Origin of the sequence: Phyllobacterium bourgognense, from assembly GCF_003337575.1 — a bacterium.
In the GTDB taxonomy this organism is placed as follows: domain Bacteria; phylum Pseudomonadota; class Alphaproteobacteria; order Rhizobiales; family Rhizobiaceae; genus Phyllobacterium; species Phyllobacterium bourgognense.
Genome location: NZ_QPJM01000002.1, coordinates 461077 through 485514 on the forward strand (window position 1 = coordinate 461077; position 24438 = coordinate 485514).

Annotated in this window: 21 protein-coding genes and 2 tRNA genes; 15 read left to right on the top strand and 8 right to left on the bottom strand. The window is 56.6% G+C overall.

From position 1 onward, the window contains the following. Positions 1-30 precede the first annotated feature (30 nt). Positions 31-240: a hypothetical protein gene (locus C7476_RS05885; RefSeq protein WP_114428946.1), complete on the top strand. Its 210-nt coding sequence runs from the start codon at positions 31-33 to the stop codon at positions 238-240. Between the two features lie 46 nt (positions 241-286). Here C7476_RS05885 and C7476_RS05890 read toward each other — a convergent pair whose 3' ends face one another. Together C7476_RS05890 and C7476_RS05895 are read right to left on the bottom strand one after the other, a co-directional pair. Further along, entirely contained in the window at positions 287-706 is a 420-nt protein-coding gene (locus tag C7476_RS05890; protein WP_147274622.1) for a hypothetical protein, read from the bottom strand. 111 nt (positions 707-817) lie between these two features. Further along, a complete protein-coding gene (locus C7476_RS05895) occupies positions 818-1981 on the bottom strand; it encodes an acyltransferase family protein (protein ID WP_114428948.1) in 1164 nt (387 codons plus the stop codon). A 153-nt stretch (positions 1982-2134) separates the two neighbouring features. On the opposite strand from C7476_RS05895, the gene C7476_RS05900 reads away from it, so the two are divergent. After that, positions 2135-2356 carry a hypothetical protein gene (locus tag C7476_RS05900; protein ID WP_114428949.1) on the top strand — a complete coding sequence of 74 codons (222 nt, stop codon included), beginning with the start codon at positions 2135-2137 and terminating at the stop codon, positions 2354-2356. 326 nt (positions 2357-2682) lie between these two features. Here the strand turns inward: C7476_RS05900 and C7476_RS05910 are convergent, their stop codons facing one another. Both C7476_RS05910 and C7476_RS05915 read right to left on the bottom strand, forming a co-directional pair. Continuing rightward, the gene (locus tag C7476_RS05910; protein WP_245426129.1) at positions 2683-2958 is read right to left on the bottom strand and encodes a DUF982 domain-containing protein; all 276 of its coding nucleotides are present in this window, start codon (positions 2956-2958) and stop codon (positions 2683-2685) included. A 407-nt stretch (positions 2959-3365) separates the two neighbouring features. Continuing rightward, positions 3366-3440, bottom strand: a tRNA-Asn gene (locus C7476_RS05915). Positions 3441-3677: 237 nt separating this feature from the next. Here C7476_RS05915 and C7476_RS05920 point away from each other — a divergent pair. The 4 genes from C7476_RS05920 to C7476_RS05935 all read left to right on the top strand — a co-directional run bounded on the left by C7476_RS05920 (position 3678) and on the right by C7476_RS05935 (position 6274). Beyond that, positions 3678-3926, top strand: a complete 249-nt coding sequence (locus tag C7476_RS05920) for a hypothetical protein (protein WP_114428952.1) — start codon at positions 3678-3680, stop codon at positions 3924-3926. Positions 3927-4099: 173 nt separating this feature from the next. Beyond that, positions 4100-4173 (top strand) — tRNA-Cys (locus C7476_RS05925). A gap of 242 nt (positions 4174-4415) precedes the next feature. Continuing rightward, a complete protein-coding gene (locus tag C7476_RS05930; RefSeq protein WP_114428953.1) occupies positions 4416-5300 on the top strand; it encodes an NmrA family NAD(P)-binding protein in 885 nt (294 codons plus the stop codon). Between the two features lie 341 nt (positions 5301-5641). After that, positions 5642-6274: a sulfotransferase family 2 domain-containing protein gene (locus C7476_RS05935; protein WP_114428954.1), complete on the top strand. Its 633-nt coding sequence runs from the start codon at positions 5642-5644 to the stop codon at positions 6272-6274. A gap of 195 nt (positions 6275-6469) precedes the next feature. Here C7476_RS05935 and C7476_RS05940 read toward each other — a convergent pair whose 3' ends face one another. Further along, positions 6470-7021, bottom strand: a complete 552-nt coding sequence (locus C7476_RS05940) for a GGDEF domain-containing protein (RefSeq protein ID WP_112530286.1) — start codon at positions 7019-7021, stop codon at positions 6470-6472. 342 nt (positions 7022-7363) lie between these two features. Between C7476_RS05940 and C7476_RS05945 the strand changes: the two genes are divergently transcribed. The 3 genes from C7476_RS05945 to C7476_RS05955 all read left to right on the top strand — a co-directional run bounded on the left by C7476_RS05945 (position 7364) and on the right by C7476_RS05955 (position 10580). Continuing rightward, positions 7364-8020, top strand: a complete 657-nt coding sequence (locus C7476_RS05945; RefSeq protein ID WP_114428955.1) for a protein-L-isoaspartate O-methyltransferase family protein — start codon at positions 7364-7366, stop codon at positions 8018-8020. A gap of 140 nt (positions 8021-8160) precedes the next feature. Continuing rightward, complete coding sequence (locus C7476_RS05950; protein ID WP_114428956.1) at positions 8161-9573, top strand: TolC family outer membrane protein; 1413 nt, start codon at positions 8161-8163, stop codon at positions 9571-9573. A 203-nt stretch (positions 9574-9776) separates the two neighbouring features. Beyond that, positions 9777-10580 carry a PopZ family protein gene (locus tag C7476_RS05955; RefSeq protein WP_114428957.1) on the top strand — a complete coding sequence of 268 codons (804 nt, stop codon included), beginning with the start codon at positions 9777-9779 and terminating at the stop codon, positions 10578-10580. A 34-nt stretch (positions 10581-10614) separates the two neighbouring features. On the opposite strand, the gene C7476_RS05960 is transcribed toward C7476_RS05955, so the two are convergent. Continuing rightward, positions 10615-10896: a hypothetical protein gene (locus C7476_RS05960; protein ID WP_114428958.1), complete on the bottom strand. Its 282-nt coding sequence runs from the start codon at positions 10894-10896 to the stop codon at positions 10615-10617. A gap of 227 nt (positions 10897-11123) precedes the next feature. On the opposite strand from C7476_RS05960, the gene C7476_RS05965 reads away from it, so the two are divergent. From C7476_RS05965 to C7476_RS05975, 3 genes are all read left to right on the top strand, one after another. Further along, entirely contained in the window at positions 11124-13910 is a 2787-nt protein-coding gene (locus C7476_RS05965) for a valine--tRNA ligase (RefSeq protein ID WP_114428959.1), read from the top strand. A 385-nt stretch (positions 13911-14295) separates the two neighbouring features. Further along, complete coding sequence (locus C7476_RS05970) at positions 14296-15585, top strand: OmpP1/FadL family transporter (protein ID WP_114428960.1); 1290 nt, start codon at positions 14296-14298, stop codon at positions 15583-15585. Positions 15586-16122: 537 nt separating this feature from the next. After that, positions 16123-16917 carry a tetratricopeptide repeat protein gene (locus tag C7476_RS05975; RefSeq protein WP_114428961.1) on the top strand — a complete coding sequence of 265 codons (795 nt, stop codon included), beginning with the start codon at positions 16123-16125 and terminating at the stop codon, positions 16915-16917. 77 nt (positions 16918-16994) lie between these two features. Here the strand turns inward: C7476_RS05975 and xth are convergent, their stop codons facing one another. Both xth and erpA read right to left on the bottom strand, forming a co-directional pair. Further along, a complete protein-coding gene (xth, locus tag C7476_RS05980) occupies positions 16995-17774 on the bottom strand; it encodes an exodeoxyribonuclease III (protein ID WP_114428962.1) in 780 nt (259 codons plus the stop codon). A 43-nt stretch (positions 17775-17817) separates the two neighbouring features. After that, the gene (gene erpA, locus C7476_RS05985) at positions 17818-18153 is read right to left on the bottom strand and encodes an iron-sulfur cluster insertion protein ErpA (protein ID WP_405044656.1); all 336 of its coding nucleotides are present in this window, start codon (positions 18151-18153) and stop codon (positions 17818-17820) included. Positions 18154-18461: 308 nt separating this feature from the next. Here erpA and C7476_RS05990 point away from each other — a divergent pair, with 308 nt between their 5' ends. The 3 genes from C7476_RS05990 to C7476_RS06000 all read left to right on the top strand — a co-directional run bounded on the left by C7476_RS05990 (position 18462) and on the right by C7476_RS06000 (position 24322). Further along, positions 18462-19670 (top strand): deoxyguanosinetriphosphate triphosphohydrolase, encoded by a 1209-nt coding sequence (locus C7476_RS05990; protein WP_114428963.1) that lies wholly within the window; start codon positions 18462-18464, stop codon positions 19668-19670. Positions 19671-19876: 206 nt separating this feature from the next. Continuing rightward, on the top strand, positions 19877-21634 hold the full coding sequence (gene argS, locus C7476_RS05995) for an arginine--tRNA ligase (RefSeq protein WP_114428964.1): 1758 nt from the start codon (positions 19877-19879) through the stop codon (positions 21632-21634). A gap of 111 nt (positions 21635-21745) precedes the next feature. Beyond that, positions 21746-24322, top strand: coding sequence for an SPOR domain-containing protein (locus C7476_RS06000; protein ID WP_114428965.1), 2577 nt, complete (start codon positions 21746-21748; stop codon positions 24320-24322). Positions 24323-24438 lie beyond the last annotated feature (116 nt).

The window sequence follows — 24438 nt, forward strand, 5'->3', positions numbered from 1 at the left end:
GATTACCTTTGAAAGGAAGGAGGTTACAATATGGGCGATCCAGCACCAATTCCGAAGCCAGGACCAGACACGAACCGGCCGGTTGATCCGGGCCCCGTGCCGCGGCCCGAAGAACTGCCCCCCGAACCCAATCCGCTGCCAGGCGAGATTCCGGTGGAAGAACCGCCTCCCGACCGCTTGCCCGACGAAATGCCGGTGCCTAACCCCGACGAGGTGCAGGAACCGCCAAAGCACGTGTGACGGTTCGGGCGCCGTGGATTTTCGCGACGCCCAGCTATCATCTCAACTAGCGTTGCTCATTGCCGAAATATCCGCCTGGCCTGCTGACTGGAGGAATGTAGATATCGGGCTGGCTTGGTGGTCGACTGTCATTTCGCGATGGCCTTGCAGGACGCGGCGTATCGGGACGGTCTGCACGAGCTTGTTGCCTGCGGCGCCAGTCATCACGGCTACCTGAATTGTCGCGCCAGTCATTGCGACGGCGGTAGTCATACCGGTTTCCATCATAACGGCGGTAATTGTAGCGGGGCCTGTTATAATAACGAGGGCCGTTATAGAAACCGTCATCATAAATCGTTGTACCGTAATAAGCGCCATATCCGCTGTACCCGCCATAGTAGGGACCGGTCGTTTCGACGCAACCTGAGGCGGACAAGCCCGACAGGCCGACTACGGCGGCGATCATAAGTGATTTTATTGACATCATGAGTCCTCCCGACTGGTGCTCAGTCGCTGTGATTTGTTCAACAAATGCACGACAAAAAGGTTCCAGCGTGTTCATTGGTGAAAATGCGGTCGGTTTCGAGCGGGCGAGGTTCTATCCTGTGGCGTTTACCCGCAAATCTATGGCTTTGCCAAGCTGCACGCCGGGCCGTTCGATAAAGATATGCACTGCGAGTGCGCTAACGACCAATAGTGCCAAAGTCCCGAACACAACAACCCAGTGTCCCGCGTCGGATATCTGGGTGAACCGTCGCACCGGAGCGATGGCAAAAACAAGGTAGAGAGCGGGTCCCTGCAGGAGGTAGATACCGTAACTGATATCGCCCAGCCGGACTGACGGTTTTGCAGTCAGCAAACCGAAGAGGGTAGCACCGCTTACAAGCAAATAGAACACGACACCTGCGAGCACGGCGACCCCTGGCTGATAGGCGGTGGAACAGGTCCAGAATATCGTTACGAGAATGGCGATGCCTATGGAGGAAAGGGCGGCCGGAGGAAGTTTCAACAGGACGTCTTCAAATTCAAGAGATGCACAGACCATGCCCAGTCCGAACAAGGTAAACAAGGTCCAATCCGGAGCCGCGCCCATCAATGCGAAAACAGTACAGAAAACAGCGAGGAAGATCGCAAAGGGCAGATGTGTGCCGTTGCTCCTGGCAAAGAGCGCGAGGACGGGCAGGGCGAAGTAAAAGTACCATTCGTACCGGAGCGTCCAGGTTACACCCGCAACGATTGTGTAGGAGCCGGTGTCACCATTCATGTCGACGAGTGGAAAAAAACCAAGTGCCAGATTATTTGCCACCTGAAGAAAGTATGCTTCGGGCGCAATGTTCAGCTGACCGCCTGCGCGGTAAAACGCAATGCAGACAGCAAACCCGATCGCGAAAAAATATACGGGCCCAAGTCTGAAAAAACGCCCCATCATCAGTTTGGGAAAGTCAAGCAACCCCTTGGCCCGGATGATTTTTCTCCAGAAAAGATAGCCGGTGATGATGAAGAAGAAAGATACGCAGACCTGCCCGACAAGGGTGTAAAACTGCGAAGGCGGCGCAGCCCAAAGGCCGGTCCGGAGAAACTGGTAATAGATAGCCGAATGATGAAGCGCCACGCCAAGGGCCAAAAATCCGCGAACTCCATCGATTGAATTGACCCTGAAGCCAGTCGACGCAAAACCAGCCCTGCCAAAGACAGGAAGACGGGCCAAAAGCAAAAGGAGCACCGTACATGCAAACGCCGGCCAGATGTCATAAACGCTCATTGTGCCCCCGCGTTTGAATTGCAAGGGCTCTAGCTGAATGATTGCCGGTGTCAAGATCGGGAAGCGCGATAGATCCTGACTACTCCGGACTTGACAGGCTTTGCGTTTTCAGAAGTGATTCGCTACCATGCTTTTTTCGTAGGAGTGAGTGCCATGCGTATTGCATCCCCGCGATCTGCCGAAGACGATGAACAGCGCGAAGCAGAATGGCGCGAGGCACTGCGCGACCAGTTCCTCGACAAGGTTTCATCGAAAGAGATGTACGCCATCGCACAAGACGCGCTGGCTGCCGGATGGGGATTGCAGGAGGTTCAGCGCGCGATCGATGCTTTGGTCGAGGACAAGGCTCGCGAGGCAGGCGCGGGCTCCTGTTGAGGAGCTCGCCTGTTCACCCCGTCATCGGCCCTGAGACGTGTCCTTTCGATCGGGGTACAACTCCGGAATTTTTACGACCTTTACCTTGCGGAAGGCGGTGTGCTTCTTGATGGAGTAAGCGCCCTTCGAGCGTTTCAGAACGTCGGATAACCTCTCCGGTTCATGTCTGGTCTTGGGCATGTGCTGCTTGCTCGCATCCATAAGATGCCCGGGTGCAGTCGGCATTCTCCGGACAAAATGTTGTGATGATCCTCCCATGGCAGTCACTCCTTCCCAAATTGCAATATTATACAACGCCGGTGGCCGGTGAAAGTTGCCCGTTTTCTTTATGAAAGCCGCCGCCGTGCCCTGTGGGACTTCTTCGCTTTGCCTGCTGGTGGCAACCGCTGCGGTTCATCGACGTAGTTGCCAGCTTCTTTTGCGGCTTCGATGAAGGCGACGCGTGCGGCTCCGGGGGAGAGCTTACGTTCAAGACAGGACAGGAGGGCCTCCCTCGCGACGGAAAGTTTCTTTCCCTGCTCGATCGGCCAGTCGTTCAAAAGACACTCGGCAGCGCGCAATGCGGAGGTGACCACGCGCATCCTGCCGGGCTGGCTTGTCATGATCCTCACGGCGTTGAACGGTCGATCATCCATCGACCCGAACGGAAAACCAACGGACCGAGTTCCGCACGTCCCGGTAGTCAATTGGTACTAATCAGGACGATTCCGCCCCCGCTTGGGCAACATTTTTTTCATCGCCCGACTGATCCGCCTCAGGGAATTTCGCAAGCGCCTTCGATGTTTCATCCTCAAATAACTCTGAAGGTTTTTGCCGTTGTCCGCCATATCTCGCCCTCGTGTCAGCCATCAGCATTGCCGCCCTGTGCCCTGAGCAATGGGGAGCAGGGTACCAGCCAAACAATGCCCAACGCAAATCCACAAGCAGAGGCGCATTGGGGAAAACATTGGGATAGCAGGCCCGGAATGTAAAAAAACCTAGCGCTTTTCAAGGCACTAGGTTTTGAAACTGGCTCCCCGGGCCGGATTCGAACCAGCGACCGATCGGTTAACAGCCGATTGCTCTACCACTGAGCTACCGGGGAATAGCTGCTTATTTCATCAGCGAAGTGGCCTATAGCAAAAGGGTTTCGCTTTTGCAAAGGACCATTTCGCTTTTTTTCGACTTATGTGCATAACAGAATGATGACATGGGGCGAAAGCGTTCCTACATCAGCCTTTTGGTGCGATTTAATCGAAAGAGAAGTTTTTTGTCGGAAGACCGGAAAGATAACGAAAACCAGGCGAATTCCGCGCATCACGGCCACCGGAGGCGCCGGCACATGCGCCTTTTTGGCCGCCATATACCCGTTCCACAATCGGTGGCGATGCGTCGCACGCTTGGCGGCGCTCTGGTTGCGGGAGGTGCGCTCGGGTTCCTGCCTGTTCTCGGTTTCTGGATGGTCCCGCTCGGTCTGGTCGTCCTTTCACAGGATTCGGCGCTGGTACGACGTAAACGCCGTCAGATCGAAGTGAAACTCGGCCGTCGCTGGAAAAGCGGCTGGTTTGCATCGGACAAGGACAAAGGCTGAACGCTTCTGTGGCAAGCAACGCCGAGACAGCTACGATTGTTTCGCGGCGTCTCATTTTACGTATTGCGGCACAAAACAAAAACGGCTATTCGGAATGCCGCAAGTGACGCTGTTCGGAAATGAATTTTGTCACTTCCACAAGTAGTTAATTTCATTAGCTATTTTGACTTTGAGGCCTCGTGGCGGAGTGGTTACGCAGAGGACTGCAAATCCTTGCACCCCGGTTCGATTCCGGGCGAGGCCTCCATTCACCAAAACCTTTCCCATAAGTAATTGATTTTCTCAGGTGTGGCGGGATCAACCCACTCAACTGGACGTGACAGCACCCCTATTGAAGCGTGCGGTCAACGCAACCGTCCCGTCGTCGAGCCGGTTTAACGGATAGAACAAAAGAGTTCGCCGCCGTTCTGCGGAGTTTCCAAGAGAGTCGACCAATCGAACCAAAATGCCTCCCAAACGTTGGCTTGATGTTTGAAGGGAGGCGCAAAAATGTTCATTGTTCTAGGTGCGACCGGTCACGTTGGATCCGAGGTTGCAAATGCACTTCTCGCCGACGGCGAAAGCGTCACGGTGGTTACGCGCAGCGAAAAAAAAGCCAGGGATTGGCAAGGAAAGGGCGCAAACGCGGCGATAGTCGACGCGCTCGATAGAGAAAGACTCGCTGCTGTTTTCCGGCGTGGAAAGCGGGCATTTCTGCTCAATCCCCCTGCGGCCGTCTCGACAGATACGGACGTGGAAGAGCACGAGACCGTCCAAGCTATCGTAGCTGCACTTGACGGCTCGGGACTGGAAAAGATTGTCGTCGAATCCACCTACGGCGCGCAGCCCGGCGAACGGTGCGGCGATCTCAATGTTCTTTACGATTTCGAACAGGCGCTGACGAAGCTGCCGATCCCGGTGACGGTTCAGCGCGCCGCCTACTACATGAGCAACTGGGATGCGATGTTGAAGCCCGCCAGCGGCGGTACGCTTCCTTCGATGTTTCAGGAAGAATTTGTGCTGCCGATGGTCGCGCCTGCGGACCTTGGCAAGGCGGCCGCCCGCTTCCTGAGGGAGCCGCCGGAAAAGACAGGCATTCACTATGTCGAAGGCCCCCAACGCTATTCGATTGGCGATGTGGCCCGTGCCTTCTCAAACGTCCTTGGAAAACCGGTGAAGGTTGTGGTGACGCCCCGCGAGGGATGGGTGGGTGCTTATCGAAAGCTTGGTTTTTCCGAGGCCGCAGCCAGGTCCTACGCCCGAATGACAGGCGCCACGCTCGATGGAGCTGCGATGCCGGATCATCCGGTGCGAGGCACGACTTCCCTTCAAGCTTACATAGCTGGCCTTGTTCACGGGTCGCATCATCTGGAGAAGGCGTACCAAACCCAATGAATCGCCTCGAGCGCGTATCGCGCTCTGGAGCTTTCTTGACGTGAGTTCAGAAGGTGTCATACTTTCGTCTATAGGCATCTTTCCTGGGGGTAGTGCCATGCAACACGTAGGGGACAAGCTTACGAGCGCCGTTACGCAGATTACACAGCGTGAGAGGGGGCCTTCCTCATATCTCGCTTGCCGGTGGTCTGCGTTCAAGACTGCTTCTGTATCTATCTATTGCCGGCTGGTTGACGCTTTATACTGATATTTATATTCAGTCTGAAAGAGTAGGCCTTCCTGGCAGACGACTGCACCTGTATTGCACCTCGGCTGGACGGCGATCCTTGAGAAGGTGGTGAATGTTCGTTTCTGTCGAGAAGAATTTTATATTCGTCCATGTTGCAAAGACCGGTGGTCAAGCGTTGAAGCGGGCGCTGCGTCCCTATGCGGTGAAGAAAGCCTCCGGCCAATGGCGACGACTTCTGTCGCACCTGCCTGTCGCGGAAGATGTCGACATCCAGTTCGGCCCGCATGCGTCTGTGCGCTGGGCAAAGCTGAAGCTGCCACGCGCTTTCTTCGAAGGGGCCTTCAAATTCGGGCTCGTGCGTAACCCTTACGACCTTGCTGTCTCGCGCTACGCTTTCGTTCGCAGCCAGGGCAACCATCATCGCCACAAAGACGCCCAGAAGCAGAGTTTTGCGGATTTCCTGCGCCAGGAGCGCCGCCGCGCGTTGTGGCGCCCCCGCGATCAAAGCTCGATGCTGTGCGATTTCGACGGCAAGCTGCTGGTGGACAAGGTTTATCGCTTCGAACGAATGGAAGAGGCGTTCGCCGATATCGTGACCCGGCTGGACCTGGACGAGCCGCCGGAACTGACGCGCAAGAATGCCAGCAAGCGCGGTGCCTATCAGGACTATTATACGCCCGTCGAACGCAAGCTCGTCGAGCAGATATGGAAGAGAGACCTCGAAAAATTCGAATACGAATTTTAGGGCCTGTTCTATTCACGCTCTGACGGCCTGCAAATGGCGTTTTTCTCCACTCCGGTGCTCACATACCTTAAAGTACGCTGCGCTCCGGTGCTCGAAAACCACCATTTTGGTCGCGTCATAGCACGAATTTCAACGCCCCTTGAGCGGAGAACCTACAAAGGGAAATCGTTCTGCCAGAGGGAATCTGGTTCAAGACTAGCTGGAACGCCGCTCCGAATATCGGCGATAGACGCCTTTGCCGGCTTTCTTGGCAATATAGAGCGCAGCATCACCGCACCAGAGCAGGCTTTCCGGCGTATCGCCGTCACGCGGTGCGAGGGCTGCTCCAATCGTGACACTGATGGCCACAGGCTCGGGACCGCCGAGATCATAGGGTTGCGACACCGATCCGATAATACGGTCGGCAACGCTGGCGACCTCATTGGATGTCGCCTGCAACAGCACAATGGCAAATTCATCGCCGCCCATGCGATAGACAACATCATTCTTGCGCAGGCATGATTGCAGACGATCTGCCACAAGTTTTAAAAGACTATCGCCTTCGGCGCGTCCGTATTGATCGTTGAATTTCTTGAAGCCGTCGAGATCAATACAAAGAATAGCAAATTGCAAACGGTCATCGAAGTCACTCTGGGCATAGGAACCACAAAGACTGTCGAGATGGTCTTCCAGTGCAGCTCTGTCCGCCAGCCCGGTCAGCTCATCCTGGCTTATAGGGAAGTCATTGAATCCCTTGATCTCAATCATCTGCTTTGCATTCCTACCGTTCGCAGAACGACTCCCATCTGCAAGTATAGAATGACAGGTGCGGCCGATCTATTCAATCCCGGAATAATCCTACGGTTAAAGCAACTATCACAGGGTGGTGCGCGGATGCCTCATCAGGAAATTATCGCAAGCCGGATCAGCGTGCGGCGTTAGTCATTCATTGACGCTGATGGAAATTTTTGCCACATCCTCTGATAATTATCGCTTCTGGTCACGGATGGGTAACCATAAAGGCCGTAAGGTCTGTACCTATCGTCAGGAGCATGTCACGCGCTTGCAAGCGCTTTGCGTTGCGAGTGCCTTGAAGAGAGCTTGTAGACCATGACGCTGAATTTTGAAGACCTGCGGATCAAGATGGTCGACAATCAGTTGCGCACGACTGATGTTACCGACAAACCCTTGCTCCAGGCCTTTCTTGACGTGCCGCGCGAGAAGTTCGTGCCGAGTTTCCGCATGCCTCTCGCTTATATCGACGATGACGTCCTGGTTTCGGCTGGCCGTTATCTGATGCAGCCTTCGCCTTTCGCCAAGATGGCACAGCTTGCCAATATTCAGCCGGAAGATGCCGTGCTCGATATCGGATGCGCTACCGGCTACTCCTCGGCAGTGCTGTCGCGGGTCGCGCGTTCGGTCGTAGCGGTCGAATGCGACGCCGAACTTGCGGGGCAGGCGGTCTCGAATCTGGCGAGCCTCGGGTTCGATAACGTCGTCGTGGTGAATGCGCCGCTCGAAGGCGGCTGCGCGTCCGAGGCGCCCTATGATGTAGTGCTAATTGAGGGTAGCGTTGATCACGTTCCTGCGTCATTATTTGATCAGTTGAAGAACGGGGGACGACTCGTGGTTGTTGAGGGGGCGGGAAACTCTGGAAAATCAATGATTTACGTGAAAAATGACGGAATCGTTTCGGGGCGCCGTGCATTCAATTCTGCGGTCAAGGCGCTTCCCGGCTTCGAAAAAATAGCTGAGTTCGAGTTCTGAAACCCGTTGCATATGAGACAAAAGTGCAACGGTCGGCCACTTTGTTTGCATTTTAGGAATGCCGCTGTGGCCAACCCGGAAATTGACAGCTATCTAAGGCGCACTGTCGAACCGAATGGTTCGGTCGGAATATTGAGAGAATGAAGGGGTTTATAGTGTTCATAGCGGGCAAGCGATTTTTAACCGCAGCGCTGTTGTCAGCCACGGTACTAACCTCTACGCCTTCGATGGCTGAGACAATATTCGGGGCAATGGCCAAGGCCTACGAGAGAAACTCCACCGTCAACGCGGACAGGGCCGGCGTACGCGTCACCGACGAAGGTGTTGCGGTTGCAAAATCGGCATATCGTCCGACCATATCGGGAAACGCCTCCCTGCAGTCGACCTGGACCAAGCTGGATGAGGCCACCGGGCTGAGCGGACGGCGTTCAGGGCGCAGCGACACCGGGACGTTCGGCATCAGCGTCAACCAGCTGTTGTTTGACGGGTTCACCACAAAGAACAACGTTGCTTCGGCGAAAACACAGGTGCTGGCAGCGCGCGAAAACCTGCGCAACAGTGAACAGAACACTCTGTTTCAGGCCGCACAAGCCTTCATGGACGTCTACCTCACCCGACAGATTGTCATCTTGCGGCAGAAAAACCTCGAGTTCCTCGACGAACAGTTGCGCGCAGCGCGCGCACGTTTCGACGTGGGCGAGGGAACGCGCACGGACGTTGCACAAGCCGAAGCTTCCAAGGCCTCTGCCATCGCCACGCTAGCTGCGGCGAAATCCGACGAAAAGAACGCCGAAGCCGTGTATATCCAGATTGTCGGAGCGGAGCCTGGCCGTCTTACGGCCGCGTCTATGGCATCGAAATCGCTGCCGAGATCAATGGATCAGGCATTCAGCATCGCCGCCAATAATCATCCGGCGATCCTGGCTACGCAATATGCGGTCGATGCAGCCGGATACAATGTGAAGGCGCAGGAAGGTCAGCTCCTGCCGCAGATCGGTCTTGTAGGATCGGTTACACGCGACGAGATTTTCTCGCCTGGCCTGAGCACCACCACCACGGATTCGACACAGGCCTCTGCCGGCATCCAGATGACGATCCCGATCTATAGCGGCGGCAGGACATCGGCGCTGGTTCGCCAGTCCAAGGAAACGTTGGGACAGCGGCGTATCGAAGTCGATGTACAGCGCGACGCAGTCCGTCAGGCGATCGCCAACGGCTATTCGACCATGGAATCGGCGAAAGCGCAGATCGTTGCACAAAGGTCGGTGGTTGCGGCGGCGGAGCTCGCCTTGAACGGCGTCATCGAAGAACGCAAGGTGGGGCAACGCACGACACTCGACGTGTTGAATGCCCAAGCTGATGTGTTGACCGGACAGGTCAGCCTCGCGCAGGCCGAACGTGACAGTGTCGTGGCGAGCTACGCTGTCCTCCTCGCCGTAGGTCGCCTAAACCCGGGCCAAATCGGCTTGCAGGTCGCGGAATACCGTCCTGAAGAGCATTACGACGCTGTGAAGGACAAATGGATCGGCCTGCGTACGCCCGACGGCCGCTGATCATCACGTCATTCGACCAGGAATAATCTTTGCCGTCAGGTCAGACCTGGCGGCAAATTTGCTTTTCGGGGCCTGTTTTCAGAAAAGTCTGTGGGTTAGCCCCAAACAATCCTCGCGGGGATTCTCAAACACAATGCAAGCCTCTACACTGGATACAGATTCGTTGCAGCGCAATGAAACAAGATGTAGTGGGCAAAAGTATCATGGCACAATCATCCAGCGTCGCCCGGGAACCCTCCATGGAGGAGATTCTCGCATCGATCCGCCGTATCATCGAGGAGAGCGATACGGGCCGGCCGGACGAAGGCGCGCCTCAGCCGGTCAACTCCGATGAGCCGCCACGTGCTACCGTTCCAGAGCCTCAGCCTACGGCGCAGTTGAGCGAAGAAGCCGAGCTTTCGCCGCGCGAAGGTATCGCCGTCACGCCACCCGCAGCCCGGTCCTATGAGACCGCATTGGGACGCCCAACGTCGCCGCCGCAATCGAAGATTGCCGAGCAGGAATCTGCGCGGTCAGCACCTGCGGCTGAGAGTCGGAAATTGCCAACAACTCCCGCTGGACCGCAGACAAATCCAGTCGAAGATACCGTCACGCCAGCCGCAGATATTCCGGAGGGTTTTCTGGCGCCAGAAGCAACCCCGGAACCGGCGCCAGAACAGGAGTTCATTGCTGAACCTGTCGAGGTTGCGAGCGAAATCGATTTCGCGGAACCGGACGAGCCCAAGGCGACCGAACCGTCAGTCGAGAGCGCAGATGACGGAGTGTCGCTCGATCTGCAGCGCGCTCTTGAGCCGATCCTGTCCGAGACCGCCGAACGTCAGGTCAGCGCCGCGTTTGACGATCTCTCATTCGCGGTCAGGAGCGAACAGCGGCGCTCATTCGACGAGATCGCGCAGGAAATCATGCGGCCTCTGCTGCAGGACTGGCTCGACAACAATTTGCCGACACTGGTTGAACGCCTCGTGCGCGAAGAGATCGAACGCGTGGCGCGCGGCGGCAGGCGGTAAGCCAACCCGCGCGCATTCGCCTGGCTAGTTGCGCTCAGCGGCCCTGGATTACTTTGAGCATATTGGGAGTGAGATTCCCCTTGTAGACAGAATTGATGTCTTCGCGGGTCATTTTCCCGCTCGCCACTCCCTGTGCAAGCCGTCTGCAAAAGGTTTTGGGCATGTTTGCAACCGACGTGCCCGCCAGTGTAGCGAAGGTCTGACGGCGCTCCGGTGACATGTCACCCATCGTTGTCGAGCAGCTTGCAATTTCGGCCCTCTGCTGGACAGGGTTTTTCATGGTCGTCTGTAGCTGAGCATAGCGGTTTTCGGACATGGTACATCCCGCAAGCACGAGCGATACGAGACATGATACAACCAGATTGAATGTTTTCACTTAGATCCCCCAAAGATGCGCCACTGTTGCGCGGCTCATTGGTCGAGCGTCCATCGTGATTCGTCAAGCCGTTGCGGTCGCATTCAGCACGTCAGCATTGACTTATCTCCGGCCATTGGGTTTACACCGTAACCAATCCCCTTTCCGCAAATGACGGACACTTTCGCATGCTTGAGAAGACGTATGATGCCGCGGCCGTAGAGCCTGAAATCGCAAAACGCTGGGACGAGGCCGGCGCCTTCAAGGCCGGGGCCGGTTCCAAGCCGGGCGCCGAGGCATTTTCCATCGTCATACCGCCGCCAAATGTGACTGGTTCACTGCATATGGGCCATGCGCTCAACAACACGGTCCAGGATATAATGGTGCGTTTCGAACGCATGCGCGGCAAGAACGTGCTTTGGCAGCCGGGCATGGACCATGCCGGCATTGCCACACAGATGGTTGTCGAGCGGCAGTTGATGGAGCGGCAACAGCCGGGCCGCCGGGAAATGGGCCGGGAAAAATTTGTCGAACGGGTGTGGGAATGGAAGTCGGAATCCGGCGGCATCATTGCCGGCCAGCTCAGGCGCCTTGGCGCATCGTGCGATTGGTCGCGTGAACGCTTCACCATGGATGAAGGCTTGTCGAAAGCCGTGCTTGAGGTTTTCGTCACACTCTACAAGCAGGGCCTGATCTATAAAGACAAGCGGCTGGTCAATTGGGATCCGAAGCTTCTGACTGCGATTTCCGACATAGAAGTCGAGTCGCGCGAAATCAAAGGCCATCTATGGCATTTCCGTTATCCGCTCGAGAACGTCGCGTTCGACCCGGAAAACCCGCATACCTTTATCGTAGTCGCAACGACGCGTCCCGAAACCATGCTAGGCGATACAGGTGTTGCGGTTAATCCCGATGACGCGCGCTATCATGCGTTGGTCGGTAACAATGTGGTCCTGCCGCTGGTCGGGCGTCATATTCCGATCGTTGCCGACGATTATGCCGATCCGGAAGCGGGTTCCGGTGCGGTCAAGATAACGCCGGCGCATGATTTCAACGACTTCGAAGTCGGCAAACGCAACGATTTGCGCCAGATCAATATCCTGCACACGGATGCCTCAATTTTCCTCAAGGAAAACAATGAGTTTTTCGAAGACCTTGAGAAATCGAGTCTTCTCGACCAGCTGGTTCATGCCCTTGATGGCAAGGATCGGTTTGTGGCGCGCAAGCTGATCGTCAGCATGATGGACGAGCGCGGCTACCTCGAAAAAGTCGAGGATCATACGCATTCGGTTCCGCACGGCGATCGCGGCGATGTGCCTATCGAGCCCTATCTTACCGATCAGTGGTATGTGAATGCGGGCGAACTTGCCAAGCCGGCGATTGCCAGCGTGCGCGAGGGCCGCACCAACTTCGTGCCCAAAAACTGGGAAAAAACCTATTTCGAATGGATGGAAAACATCCAGCCCTGGGCTATTTCGCGGCAGCTCTGGTGGGGTCATCAAATCCCGGCCTGGTATGGACCCGATGGACAGGTGTTCGTGGAACGCACGGAAGCAGAAGCACTCGACGCTGCCGTCCAGCATTATCTGGCGCATGAAGGGCCGATGAAGGCTCACGTTCAGAACCTTCTGGAAAACCTCAGGCCAGGTGAAATCCTGACCCGTGACGAGGATGTGCTCGACACCTGGTTTTCTTCGGCGCTCTGGCCTTTCTCGACACTTGGCTGGCCGGACAAAACTCCCGAACTTGCGACCTATTATCCGACAAGCGTTCTCGTCAGCGGCTTTGACATCATCTTCTTCTGGGTCGCCCGGATGATGATGATGGGCCTGCATTTCATGGGCGAGGAGCCGTTCCACACGGTCTATATGCATGCTCTGGTTCGCGACAAGAACGGCGCGAAGATGTCGAAGTCGAAAGGCAACGTCATCGACCCGCTGGAACTGATCGACGAATATGGCGCGGATGCGCTGCGTTTCACACTTGCCATCATGGCGGCGCAGGGGCGCGATGTTAAGCTCGATCCGAGCCGCATTGCCGGTTACCGCAACTTCGGCACCAAGCTGTGGAATTCGACACGTTTTGCCGAAATGAACGGTGTTGCCCGCGATCCCTCGTTCCGTCCGGAAAATGCCAAGCTCAACGTCAATCGGTGGATCCTGACCGAACTCACCAATGCCGTACGCGATGTCACGGATGGTATTGCCAGCTACCGCTTCAACGAGGCGGCAAGTGCGGCGTATCGCTTCGTCTGGAACCAGTTCTGCGACTGGTACATCGAGCTGTTGAAGCCGGTGTTCAACGGCGAGGATGCGGAAGCCAAGGCAGAGGCGCAGGCCTGCGCGGCCCATGTGCTCGACGAGATTTACAAGCTGCTGCATCCGTTCATGCCGTTCATGACGGAAGAGCTTTGGGCGCTTACAGCGGGCGAGGGCAAAAGCCGTGAGACGTTGCTGTGCCATGCAGGCTGGCCGGATCCGGATTTCGTCGACGCCGAGGCGGCGGCTGACATCAACTGGCTGATCGACCTGGTTACCGGTATTCGCTCGGTCCGTGCCGAGATGAATGTCCCGGCATCGGCGGTTGCGCCGCTCGTCATCATCGGCGCCAATGGAGTGACGAAGGAACGCTTGCAGCGCCACGATGCTTCGATCAAATGGCGCGCACGCGTCGAGACGATTACCCTTGCAGACGACGCGCCAAAGGGCTCGGCGCAATTCGTTATCGGCGAGGCGACGGCTTCACTGCCGCTCGGCAGCCTGATCGACGTCAATGCGGAAATCGCGCGTCTGACCAAGGAATCCGGCAAGATTTCCGATGAGAGCGACAAGATCAGCAAAAAGCTCGGCAACGAGAAATTCGTCGCCAATGCCAAACCGGAAATCGTGGAAGCGGAACGCGAACGCTTGGCTGAACTACGGGCAGCTGCAGAGAAAATCGAAATTGCGATCCGCAGGGTTCGCGAAGCGGGCTAGGTGCCTGGCGCGCCGGAGCGAATCCGGCGCGCGTCCAACGGGTTTTCCCGCCTCTGAAAGACCGTAACTTCCCCAATTCAGCCCGGCAAAAGCCCCAATTCCGTCATTTTTGGCCGCCGTTGCATTTGAGCAACAAGAGGGTTTTTCGGTCGAAAATCCATCGATTTGGTCGCTAATCATTTCGGATTAGCGGCAAATACGCAAAATTTTGGCCGCGTGCTTGCGATTTTGCGGCTTTTTCCGGTGTTGGAGTGTTCAATACACAAAACCAGTGATTTTCTGGTGATTGCGTGCACGCCGCGATTTGTTAGGTATTACGTATTGGTAACAATTTTCCTGAACTGTGTGGGGATCAGGAAGTTTTTAAGGCTTCGGGAGGGACTTAATGTCTAAGGCTATTTCAACGATTTTGGGTGGGGCGTTGCTTTTGACAAGCGTGGCTTCTGCTGCACAGGCCGGGGGGCTGGAGCGCAACGGCTACAATTGGGACCTGCTTTTCGATCAGGACCGTTTTGCTTCGGAAGCCGGTGTGATCTATGTCATGCCGGATCGCAAGATCAAGAATGCCGTTGATACAGACCCGAGGGACGGTCTGGGGGCAAACGGTATCGGTGGCGGCTCCACATCGACACACGAGACCCCGAACTATACGGTTCCGCGCTTCGGCGCAAAGGTTGGCCTCACACCCGACGCCGATTGCCTGGCCTCCTACAGCCAGCCATGGGGCGTCCATACCAATCCCGGTGCGGATTGGGTCGGCGCAAACCAGAACATCGAGACCGACATCAGGAGCAATGATTACGGACTGACGTGTTCGTACAAGTTTGATGTTGGCAAGGGTCAGCTCCGTGCAATTGGTGGTGTTTCCTACCAGGCAATTTCAGGCTACAAAAACCGTCTGGTCGTGGGGCCGGCAGCCTTCGGGCCGGCAGCTGCATTGTTCGATGGTCAAGGCAAGCTTGACCTCGAGGCGGACGGCGTCGGCTGGCGCATTGGTGCTGCTTACGAAATTCCGGAAATCGCGTTTCGTGCCAGCTTGATCTACAACGCCGAGATCGACCTTGGCCAGATCAATGGTACTGTCGACCTGACCGGGCTGCCGCCAATGTCTACGGGGCGCCTGGCACCCTTTGCGAACCGTATCACGGACGTTTACGGCACTGCTACCATGCCGCAGTCGCTCGAATTCAAGCTGCAGACCGGCATCGCACCTGACTGGCTGGCATTCGGTTCGGTCAAATGGGTAGACTGGAGCGTTCTCAACGTCGTCTCGTTCTGCCCGACGTCGACCAAGGGCATTGTCAGTTGCGGCCCGACATCGCCAGTTCTGCTGACAACACTCGATCTCATGTTCCAGGATGGCTGGACGGTCGCTGCCGGTATCGGCCACAAATTCAATGAGCAATGGAGTGGATCGGCGCAGCTTAGCTGGGACCGCGGCACTTCGACGGGTTTGACCACACAGACGGATACCTACCTGCTTTCCGGCGGTGTCTCTTACGCTCCCAGCAAGAATGTCGAACTGCGTTTGGGTGGAGCTGTTGGCATGCTGACAGCTGGTTCCTATGGCCCGACGTCTTGCCCCAAGACCGGCGGCTGCGGCAACGACGTGACCTATGATTTCGGCGACGATTTCGTTGGCGCGTTATCGCTTTCAGGTAAAGTCAAGTTCTAAACCAAATGGTGAAAATTGAAGAAGCCCGGCCAAGCGCCGGGCTTTTCCATGTGCGGCCCCTTCGGAGCGATCAAATTTTGTGACGATTCAGCAACACTGTGGCGCGATGATCGTCCAGGCTCTGATGGAGACAGAATTTGCCCATTTTGCGCCACAAACCCGGAGCAACTCGAAAGGGCGGCAACCTTGGGTGGTTGGTACCATCGAGTAACGGTACAGATGTTCCGCTTGGGGAAGTGATGGACACGATACTTGTTTCACAGGCAAAAACTTCAAGCCGTAAGTTGATACACGGCCCTTCCACGTTTGTTGCGTCATCACGCCGTTCATATGCTTTCGACACAAGTGTTTTCTCTTGTTCTAGCCGTACTATCGCCGGAAAGCGGTCAAATGTTCGCTGGAATGGCATGCAAGATTTGGATTTCCCTTTGCTGGCTGGCGCAATGACGCGCTCTGGCGGGATTTGGGCCCGAGCCGTTCGTATGGCGCGCGGTAACGCTGCGACACCTACGGTGAGGGTAAAGGAAGACTATAGTCATGCTCATCGCTGATCGTTTTTTTGGTCCAATTGTCGGGTTTGGTCTTTTGATGAGCGCCATGACCATGCCTTGTTTTGCGTTCGATACGCAAAATGAGGTGAAGGAAGACTCCAGCCCGTTCGCACTCTTCAAGTTTGGTTTCTCTGCATATAAAAACGGCCATAAGGACGAAGCGGTCAAGGCACTGCGGTTTGCCGCTGAAAAGGGACATCAGGGCGCCAACTGGAAGCTTGCGCGCATGTATGCTGAAGGCGACGGCGTCAAGGAAGACGATTACCAAGCCTACAAGATGTTCGAGCAGGTCGTCCATGAAGGCGCCGATCAGGGCACGGAGAACGAAAGCTACGTGGCCGATGCGCTGGTCGCGCTGGCCGGTTATGTCAAACGCGGCATCCCGAATTCGCCCATCAACTCCAACCCAAGTGCGGCGCGTGATCTTTACCTGCAGGCAGCATCGAATTTCGGCGATTCCGACGCGCAATTCGAGCTCGGCAAGATGCTGATGAAAGGCGAGGGCGGACAACCCAGCCCCAACCAGGCTGCACGCTGGTTCCGTCTTTCGGCGCAAAAGGGCCATGCGGGTGCACAGGCCATGCTCGGCAATCTGCTGTTCCAGGCCGGCAAGACCGTGCGTGGGCTTGCCATGATGACCGCCGCTCTCGAGCATGCCAACAAGCAGGATCGCGCCTGGATCCGTGATGTGCAGGAACAGGCGTTTTCCATATCCGACGAGGCCGACCGTCGCACCGCGATGGTGCTGGCCGAGGACATCATCAAGACCGGCGATTTCTGAACCGGAATAGATGCTTGCCGGCAAGACCTGTCAATTCACCGAAGGTCTAAGCCAAATCGCCATAAATTTGTTGCAGATCAGGCGATTGAAATCGCGACCGGCACGTGGTCCGATGGCTTTTCCCAAGCGCGGACATGCTTTTCGATACTGGCGGATTCGAGCATGTTCGCCGCTTCCGGCGATAGCATCAGGTGATCTATGCGAATGCCGTTGTTCTTCTGCCAGGCACCCGCCTGATAATCCCAGAATGTATAGACGTCGCCTTTGTCGGTAACGCTGCGAACCGCATCGGTGAAGCCGAGATTTTCGAGCCGTCTGAATGATTGGCGGGTCGCCGGCTGGAATAGGGCATCATTGACCCAGGCTTCCGGCACCTTCGCATCTATAGGCTCGGGGATGACATTGTAGTCGCCAGCCAGGATAAGCGGCTCTTCAAGCGCCAAGCGCTCTTCGGCCCAACGCTCCAGCCGCGCCATCCAGCCTATCTTGTATGGAAATTTCTCGGTATTGATGGGGTTGCCGTTGGGCAAATAGAGCGAAACAACGCGCAGCGGGCCCTTTTCGGTGGAAAATACGGCTTCTATGAAGCGCGCATGATCGTCGGCATCGTCGCCGGGGAGGCCGCGATTGACCTCGTCGGGGGATTGCTTCGACAAAATGGCAACGCCGTTGAAGCCTTTCTGTCCGTTCGTCTCGACATGATAGCCCAGCGCTTCCAGTTCGAAGCGCGGAAAACCTTCATCGACGGATTTGATTTCCTGCAGGCAGACAATGTCCGGATTGGACTCCTGCAGCCATGTCGTCAGCACCTCGATGCGGGCTTTGACGCCGTTTATATTCCAGGTAACGATTTTCATGGATTTGCGCTCTGGTTGCAACGGCGATAAATTCAAGAAGAGGTCAGACGGAGAAGCTTGTCCCGCAACCACAGGAAGAGGTCGCGTTTGGATTGCGGATCTGGAATGACTGGCCCATCAGATCGTCGACGAAATCAATCTCCGAACCGCCGATATAGGGCAGGGAAATCTGATCGATCAATACCTTGGCGCCGAGTTTTTCGATGACGATGTCATCGGCATCCTGCGCGTCAACCAGATCGTATTTGTAGGAAAAGCCCGAGCAGCCGCCGCCCTCGACGGAAATGCGCAAGGCGGTCTTTTCCGGATCTGACTGCAGAATCGCCGAGATGCGCTTGGCAGCGGCATCGGAGACGGAAACACTTAGCACTTCGGTCATTCTTTATGGTTCCTTCGCGGATTGCTCCGCCACGCTCGACAAAGCATTGACATTGTAATGTCACGCCTTGCCGTTCATCATACACCATAGCTAAGAATTGGCGACTGTGAAGTCAACGTCGTGAGTGGATGGCAGATAAGATGTGCGTGGTTCGACAAGCTCACCATGAGGGATGTGGTTCACTGCAATGACAATCGCCAACATTGCAGATACTGGCACTCTGCACCTACTTCCCTCATGGTGAGCTTGTCGAACCACGCACATAGTCATGCAACCCGGGCTAAGCGCGAACGAAAGAATAGTCGAGTATGTCCATGCAGGGTATCGGTTTCGGTTACAGGGAGAGGGCGCCATACGCCTGTGATCCCGAGAAAAGCCGCGGACGGCTGGTGCCCGAAAGCGAAAGCCCGACGCGCACGGTGTTCCAACGTGATCGCGACCGCATCATCCACTCAACGGCGTTCCGGCGGCTGAAGCACAAGACGCAGGTTTTCATCGCGCATGAGGGCGATCATTACCGCACGCGGCTGACACATACGATCGAAGTGGCGCAGATCGCCCGGGCGCTTGCACGGTCCATGCGGCTCGACGAAGATTTGGCCGAAGCAATCGCCCTGGTGCACGATTTCGGCCACACACCGTTCGGTCATACGGGTGAGGATGCGCTCAACGAAAAAATGCATGATTTCGGCGGTTTCGATCACAACGCGCAATCCCTGCGCATCGTGACAAATCTCGAACGGCGCTATGCCGAATTCGATGGGCTGAACCTGACTTGGGAAACACTGGAGGGTTTGGTCAAGCACAATGGTCCGCTGACCGGCAGCAAGGGCAAGGGTCTGGAGCGCCCGGTGCCTGCTGCAATCCTCGAATATAACGCGCAGCATGATCTCGAACTTGCACGCTTTGCCTCGCTGGAAGCGCAATGTGCGGCCATTGCCGATGATATCGCCTATAACGCCCATGACATCGATGATGGGTTGCGTTCAGGTCTGCTCACACTCGACGCGCTTGAATCCGTGCCGATAATCGGGGATATCCTGCGCGCCGTCCGGCAGAAGTATCCAAGTCTCGATGATGTGCGCACGTCGCACGAGATCGTCCGGAGGCAAATTACTCTTATGGTCGAGGACGTTATTCGCAGTGCGCAGGCCGATCTGAACACATTGAAGCCTCAGACGCTCAGCGATATTCATGATGCAGGACGAACGCTAATAGGATTTTCCGTACCTCTGCGTGATCAGGAGAAGATGCTCAAGGCGTTTCTCTACGAGAACCTTTATTTCCACGAGAGCGTTGTGCGGGTGCGCAAATCCGCCGACCGAATTGTGAGAGAGCTGTTCGACGCCTATCTTGCTGATGAGCAATGCATGCCCGAAGGATGGCGCGATGGCCGGACAAAGGGCGATTTGACCTCACGCGCTAGGCTGGTAGCGGATTTTCTGGCGGGCATGACCGACACCTATGCTGTGCGCGAACACCGACGGTTGTTTGACGACACGCCCGATTTGGCCTAGAGACCTCTGCAAATCCACCCCGATGGCCATCTGATGCGATTTTCTACGCTTCCGGTGCTCACGGACCAACAAGTCCGCTGCGCTCCGGTTCTCGAAAATCACACCACCTGCCTCACCGGGCTGAATTTTCAAATGGTCTCTGAAGGCGATCGCAACGTCGGCAAATAGCCGGTAATTTTATACAAACCCCGAATGAGTATGACGTCATGAACATCTTCGCCGATTTCGACGCGCGGATTAAGAACGCCCTGCAAGCACTTGATTTGAAAACCACAAATGGCGCTGCAGTGGATCTGTCTCGCGTCGGCGTTGAGCCGCCGCGCGATCCCAGCCATGGTGATATCGCGACGAATGCTGCAATGGTGCTCTCCAAGGCAGTTGGCCAAAACCCGCGCGAACTTGCTGTCAGAATCGCAGATGCACTGAAGAATGATCCCGACGTCGGCTCCGTCGATGTTGCGGGCCCCGGTTTCATCAATCTGCGGCTAAAGGATGTGTATTGGCACCGGCAACTTGCCGTAATGCTGGGTGCCGGGCTTGATTATGGCCGGTCAAAGCTCGGCTACGGCCACCGGGTCAATGTCGAATATGTATCGGCCAATCCGACCGGCCCCATGCATGTCGGTCATTGCCGGGGGGCGGTAGTTGGCGATGCGCTGGCCAACCTGCTCAAATTTGCAGGTTATGACGTTGCCAAGGAATATTACATCAATGATGCCGGCGCGCAGATCGATGTGCTGGCAAGCTCTGTGATGCTGCGGTATCGCGAGGCGCTCGGAGAGCAGATCGGCGATATTCCTGCAGGGCTCTATCCTGGCGACTATCTCGTGCCGGTCGGGCAGGCGCTCGCCGCCGATCATGGGACGAAACTACTCGAAATGCCGGAGGACGAAGCTCTTGCCATCGTCAAGGACCGGACGATCGACGCGATGATGGCCATGATCCGGGATGATCTCGCCTCGCTCAACGTTCATCATGACGTGTTCTTTTCCGAGCGGACGCTGCATGCCAGCAATGCCAAGCTGATCCGGTCTGCTATTAACGACCTGACGCTGAAAGGGCATGTATACAAGGGCAAGCTGCCGCCGCCCAAGGGCCAATTGCCGGAAGACTGGGAAGATCGGGAGCAGACGCTGTTCCGCTCGACTGACGTTGGCGATGATATCGACCGGCCGCTGGTGAAATCGGACGGCCAGTTCACCTATTTCGCAGCCGACGTTGCTTATTTCAAGGACAAGTACGACCGGCACTTCGACGAAATGATCTATGTGCTCGGCGCAGACCATGGCGGTTACGTCAAGCGGCTCGAGTCCCTGGCGCGTGCCGTATCGGGCGGAACGGCGAAGCTGACGGTTCTGATCTGCCAGCTCGTCAAGCTCTACCGGAACGGCGAACCCGTGCGGATGTCAAAACGGTCGGGCGAGTTCGTCACCTTGCGCGACGTTGTGGAAGAAGTTGGCCGGGATCCGGTGCGGTTCATGATGCTGTACCGGAAGAACGACGCCCCACTCGATTTCGACTTCGCAAAAGTCACCGAACATTCCAAGGACAATCCTGTTTTTTATGTTCAGTATGCTTCGGCCAGATGCCATTCGGTTTTCCGCCAGGCAATGGAACAATTGGGGATTGGCGAAATCCAGTTGGCGGCGAGTTCACAGCACTTCGATTTGCTGACGGATGAAAGCGAAATCGCGCTTATTCGCAAGCTTGCCGAATACCCGCGATTGATCGAAACAGCGGCTTTGCATCAGGAGCCGCACAGGCTTGCTTTCTACCTTTACGATCTCGCGAGTTCGCTGCATACGCAGTGGAATAAGGGAACCGAAAACCCGGACTTACGTTTTATTAAGGTTAACGATCCAAACTTGTCCCAAGCCAGGCTAGGGCTGGTGCAGGTTGTTTCGAAGGTCTTGACGTCCGGATTGTCCATAATAGGTGCGGACGCCCCGACCGAAATGCGTTAGTAAACGCTGAAAAGCGTAGCAATCCTGTCAACTTTTGCCCACATTGCGCTGGTAGGGCCAATGCGGTGGCGATTTCGGTCGTCCCACAGTTGAGAGTACAGGATTAACGCTATGGCGGACAACTATCTTCAGCGTTCTCACCGGCAGGATGATTCGCGATCAGGTAATAACGACCCTCTGATGGAGCTTTCCCGTATCATGGGAACGGTCGAAGCAGAAGGGCCGGCTACCGAATCCAACGATGATTTTGCTATGGATCTCGAACGCGAGCTGATGGGGGGCTTCGATGAACAAGCCGCGCCTCAGTCCGCTGCCAATGATGCCGACGATCAGCTTGCCGCTCAGGATTTTCAGGAATCCATCGAGCGCGAGTTGGCCGCGGAACCGTCATACGAATTTCACGAAGCCCCTGTCGAATCCGTGGCCGCCTACGAAGAGCCGGATTACGCCGATTACGAGCCGGACCCGGTTTACGTGGACAGCGAAGCGGGCGAGGGTGCTGGTGCTCCGATAGAGCAGGCCGTCCCCCACTACGAGGAGCGTCCGGCTGTCGCAGCGCCATCACTCAGTCTCGAGGATGAGCTCGAAACCTTGCTTGCCGGATCGGCGCAGCCGGTCGTGCAACGTTCGGCAAATGCTTCCTGGGGTTATGGATCGCAGACGCAGGTCCCCGGACGAACAGAAATTGCCCCGTCGATCAGCCGGTCGACGTCATACCAGCAACCATCCCATGCGCCGGAATCGGTTACCCAGGTCCCCGAGCCGGAGCCTGTAGCTTACGCAGCTGCCGAAGAAGAGCAGGTTCAGGATGCGGCGATCGAGGATTTCGACACCGACGAACTGATGGCAGCGTTTGATGATTTCGACGTAACGTCTGATCAGGACGAGGATAGTGAGCCGGTTGCAGAAGCAGCCCCGGTTTTCCCGCTCTATCAGAGCGTGGAGCAGTCCCCGGCGCCGGTTCATGAACCAATCGAAGTGCCTGTTGCCACCCCTGTTGCCAGCGCACCACGATTGCCCGAGGTCCACGAGCTCAGCGACTATGCCGACGAGCTCGATCGCGCCGCGTCGGCGATCACCGCCGCCCCCGATGTGGATACGGTAGCGGTTACAGAAAACCGGGTTGATTATACCGAGTCGCTCGATCTTCCGGCCGTGAACTATGAGGACGATGTTCCCCAGCACAATGGACTGAACGAGCTGGATAATGAATTTGCCGAGGTGTTCGGCTCGATCGAAGCGGACGATTCGCGCGGCGCCTATGTCGCCGCGGAAGATCCTGGACCGCAAGAGCCCGAGAAGGACCAATACGCGGAAATTTTCGCCGATGTCTTCGGCAACGAAGCAGATCAGAACAAATACAACCCGGCAGGCTATGCGACAGCGGCAGCCGGCGCTGCGGCCATGGCCGCTGCCAGCTCCAAACAAAGCCGGGCCACTCCGGCCTATGGTCCGGAAGAGGATCTGGATTTTGGCTATGATCCTCGCCAGGACAATGTCGATATAGCCGCAACGCCCTATGGGCAAAAGGAAACACCTGCGCGTCGTCGCAGTAACCTGTTTGTTCCCGGCGTGGCAGCGGCTGTTGTTTTGCTCGCGGTCGCCGGTGCCGTCGCCTATAAATGGACAGGCGGTTCGAACGGCGAACCTGTGGTCATCATGGCAGACAAGACGCCGATCAAAGTTCAGCCGGAAACCGCCAGCACGGCCGTTGTGCCAAATCAGGACAAAGCGGTTTACGACAAGAGTGCGACGGCTGCTCCGGAAGCACCGAAGCAGGATCAGCTCGTAACAACGCGGGAGGATCCTATCGATCTTCCAGCCGATGAGGATGGAGGCGCGTCTGTTGCGGATATGCTCGCCGCCGATGCGCCCCCCACCGATGCGCCTGGCGCGGGCGACAAGGTGGAGGCGCGTGTTGATCCTGCCACCGCAGACGATACGGCCGACGCCGCACCAGCGGAACGCAACAGTGCGATTGCACCGCGCAAGGTGCAGACCATGGTCGTCAAACCGGATGGCACGATGGTCGCCTCCATTCCAGAACCGGCTGATCCGGTGAGTGCCGGCCCTGCCGCTGCCCCGGCTGATCGCCCCGCTGCTCCGCTCGACACAAATGCAACCGCGGCGCCGGCAACAACTGGCGACGACGAAATTGGCGCATTGATGCAGGACGCCCCGGCAGCTGCGCCTGTGCAGACTGTACCGCCGGCACCCGAAGCACCTGCTGCAACTGCAGCGGCGAAACCGGCGCCGGCTGCTGGCAAGTTGCCTCCGAAGCCCGTTGCGACCAAAAAGATCACTCCCGAAACGGTTGCTTCCGTTACGCCGAAGAATATTCCGGTGGTTGAATCGCGTCCGGCAGATCAACCGATCGATATTGTCGATCGCGTTCCGCCAAAGAATGCAGCGGGCCAGCAGGTCGCCTCCGCCGCTCCGGCAGCGGGTAGCTATCTGATCCAGATTGCCTCGCAACCGAATGTCGAGGGCGCGCAGAAGACATACGCTTCGCTCTCCCAGAAATATGCGGGTGTGATCGGTGGCCGCGGTGTCGATATCAAGCAGGCCGAGATTGCCGGCAAGGGCACATTCTTCCGTGTTCGTATTCCGGCTGGCTCCAAGAGCGATGCGAACGCTCTGTGCGCCAAATACAAGACTGCAGGCGGCAGCTGTTTCGTTACGCAGTAAAAACCTCGCGCATCTCATTGAAAGGGCTCCGCCATTGGCGGAGCCTTTTCTGTTTGCGCAAACCGAAGTTAACGCTATTCTTCCCGAATATTTCGGCGGTTTAAGCCGCCCATTGA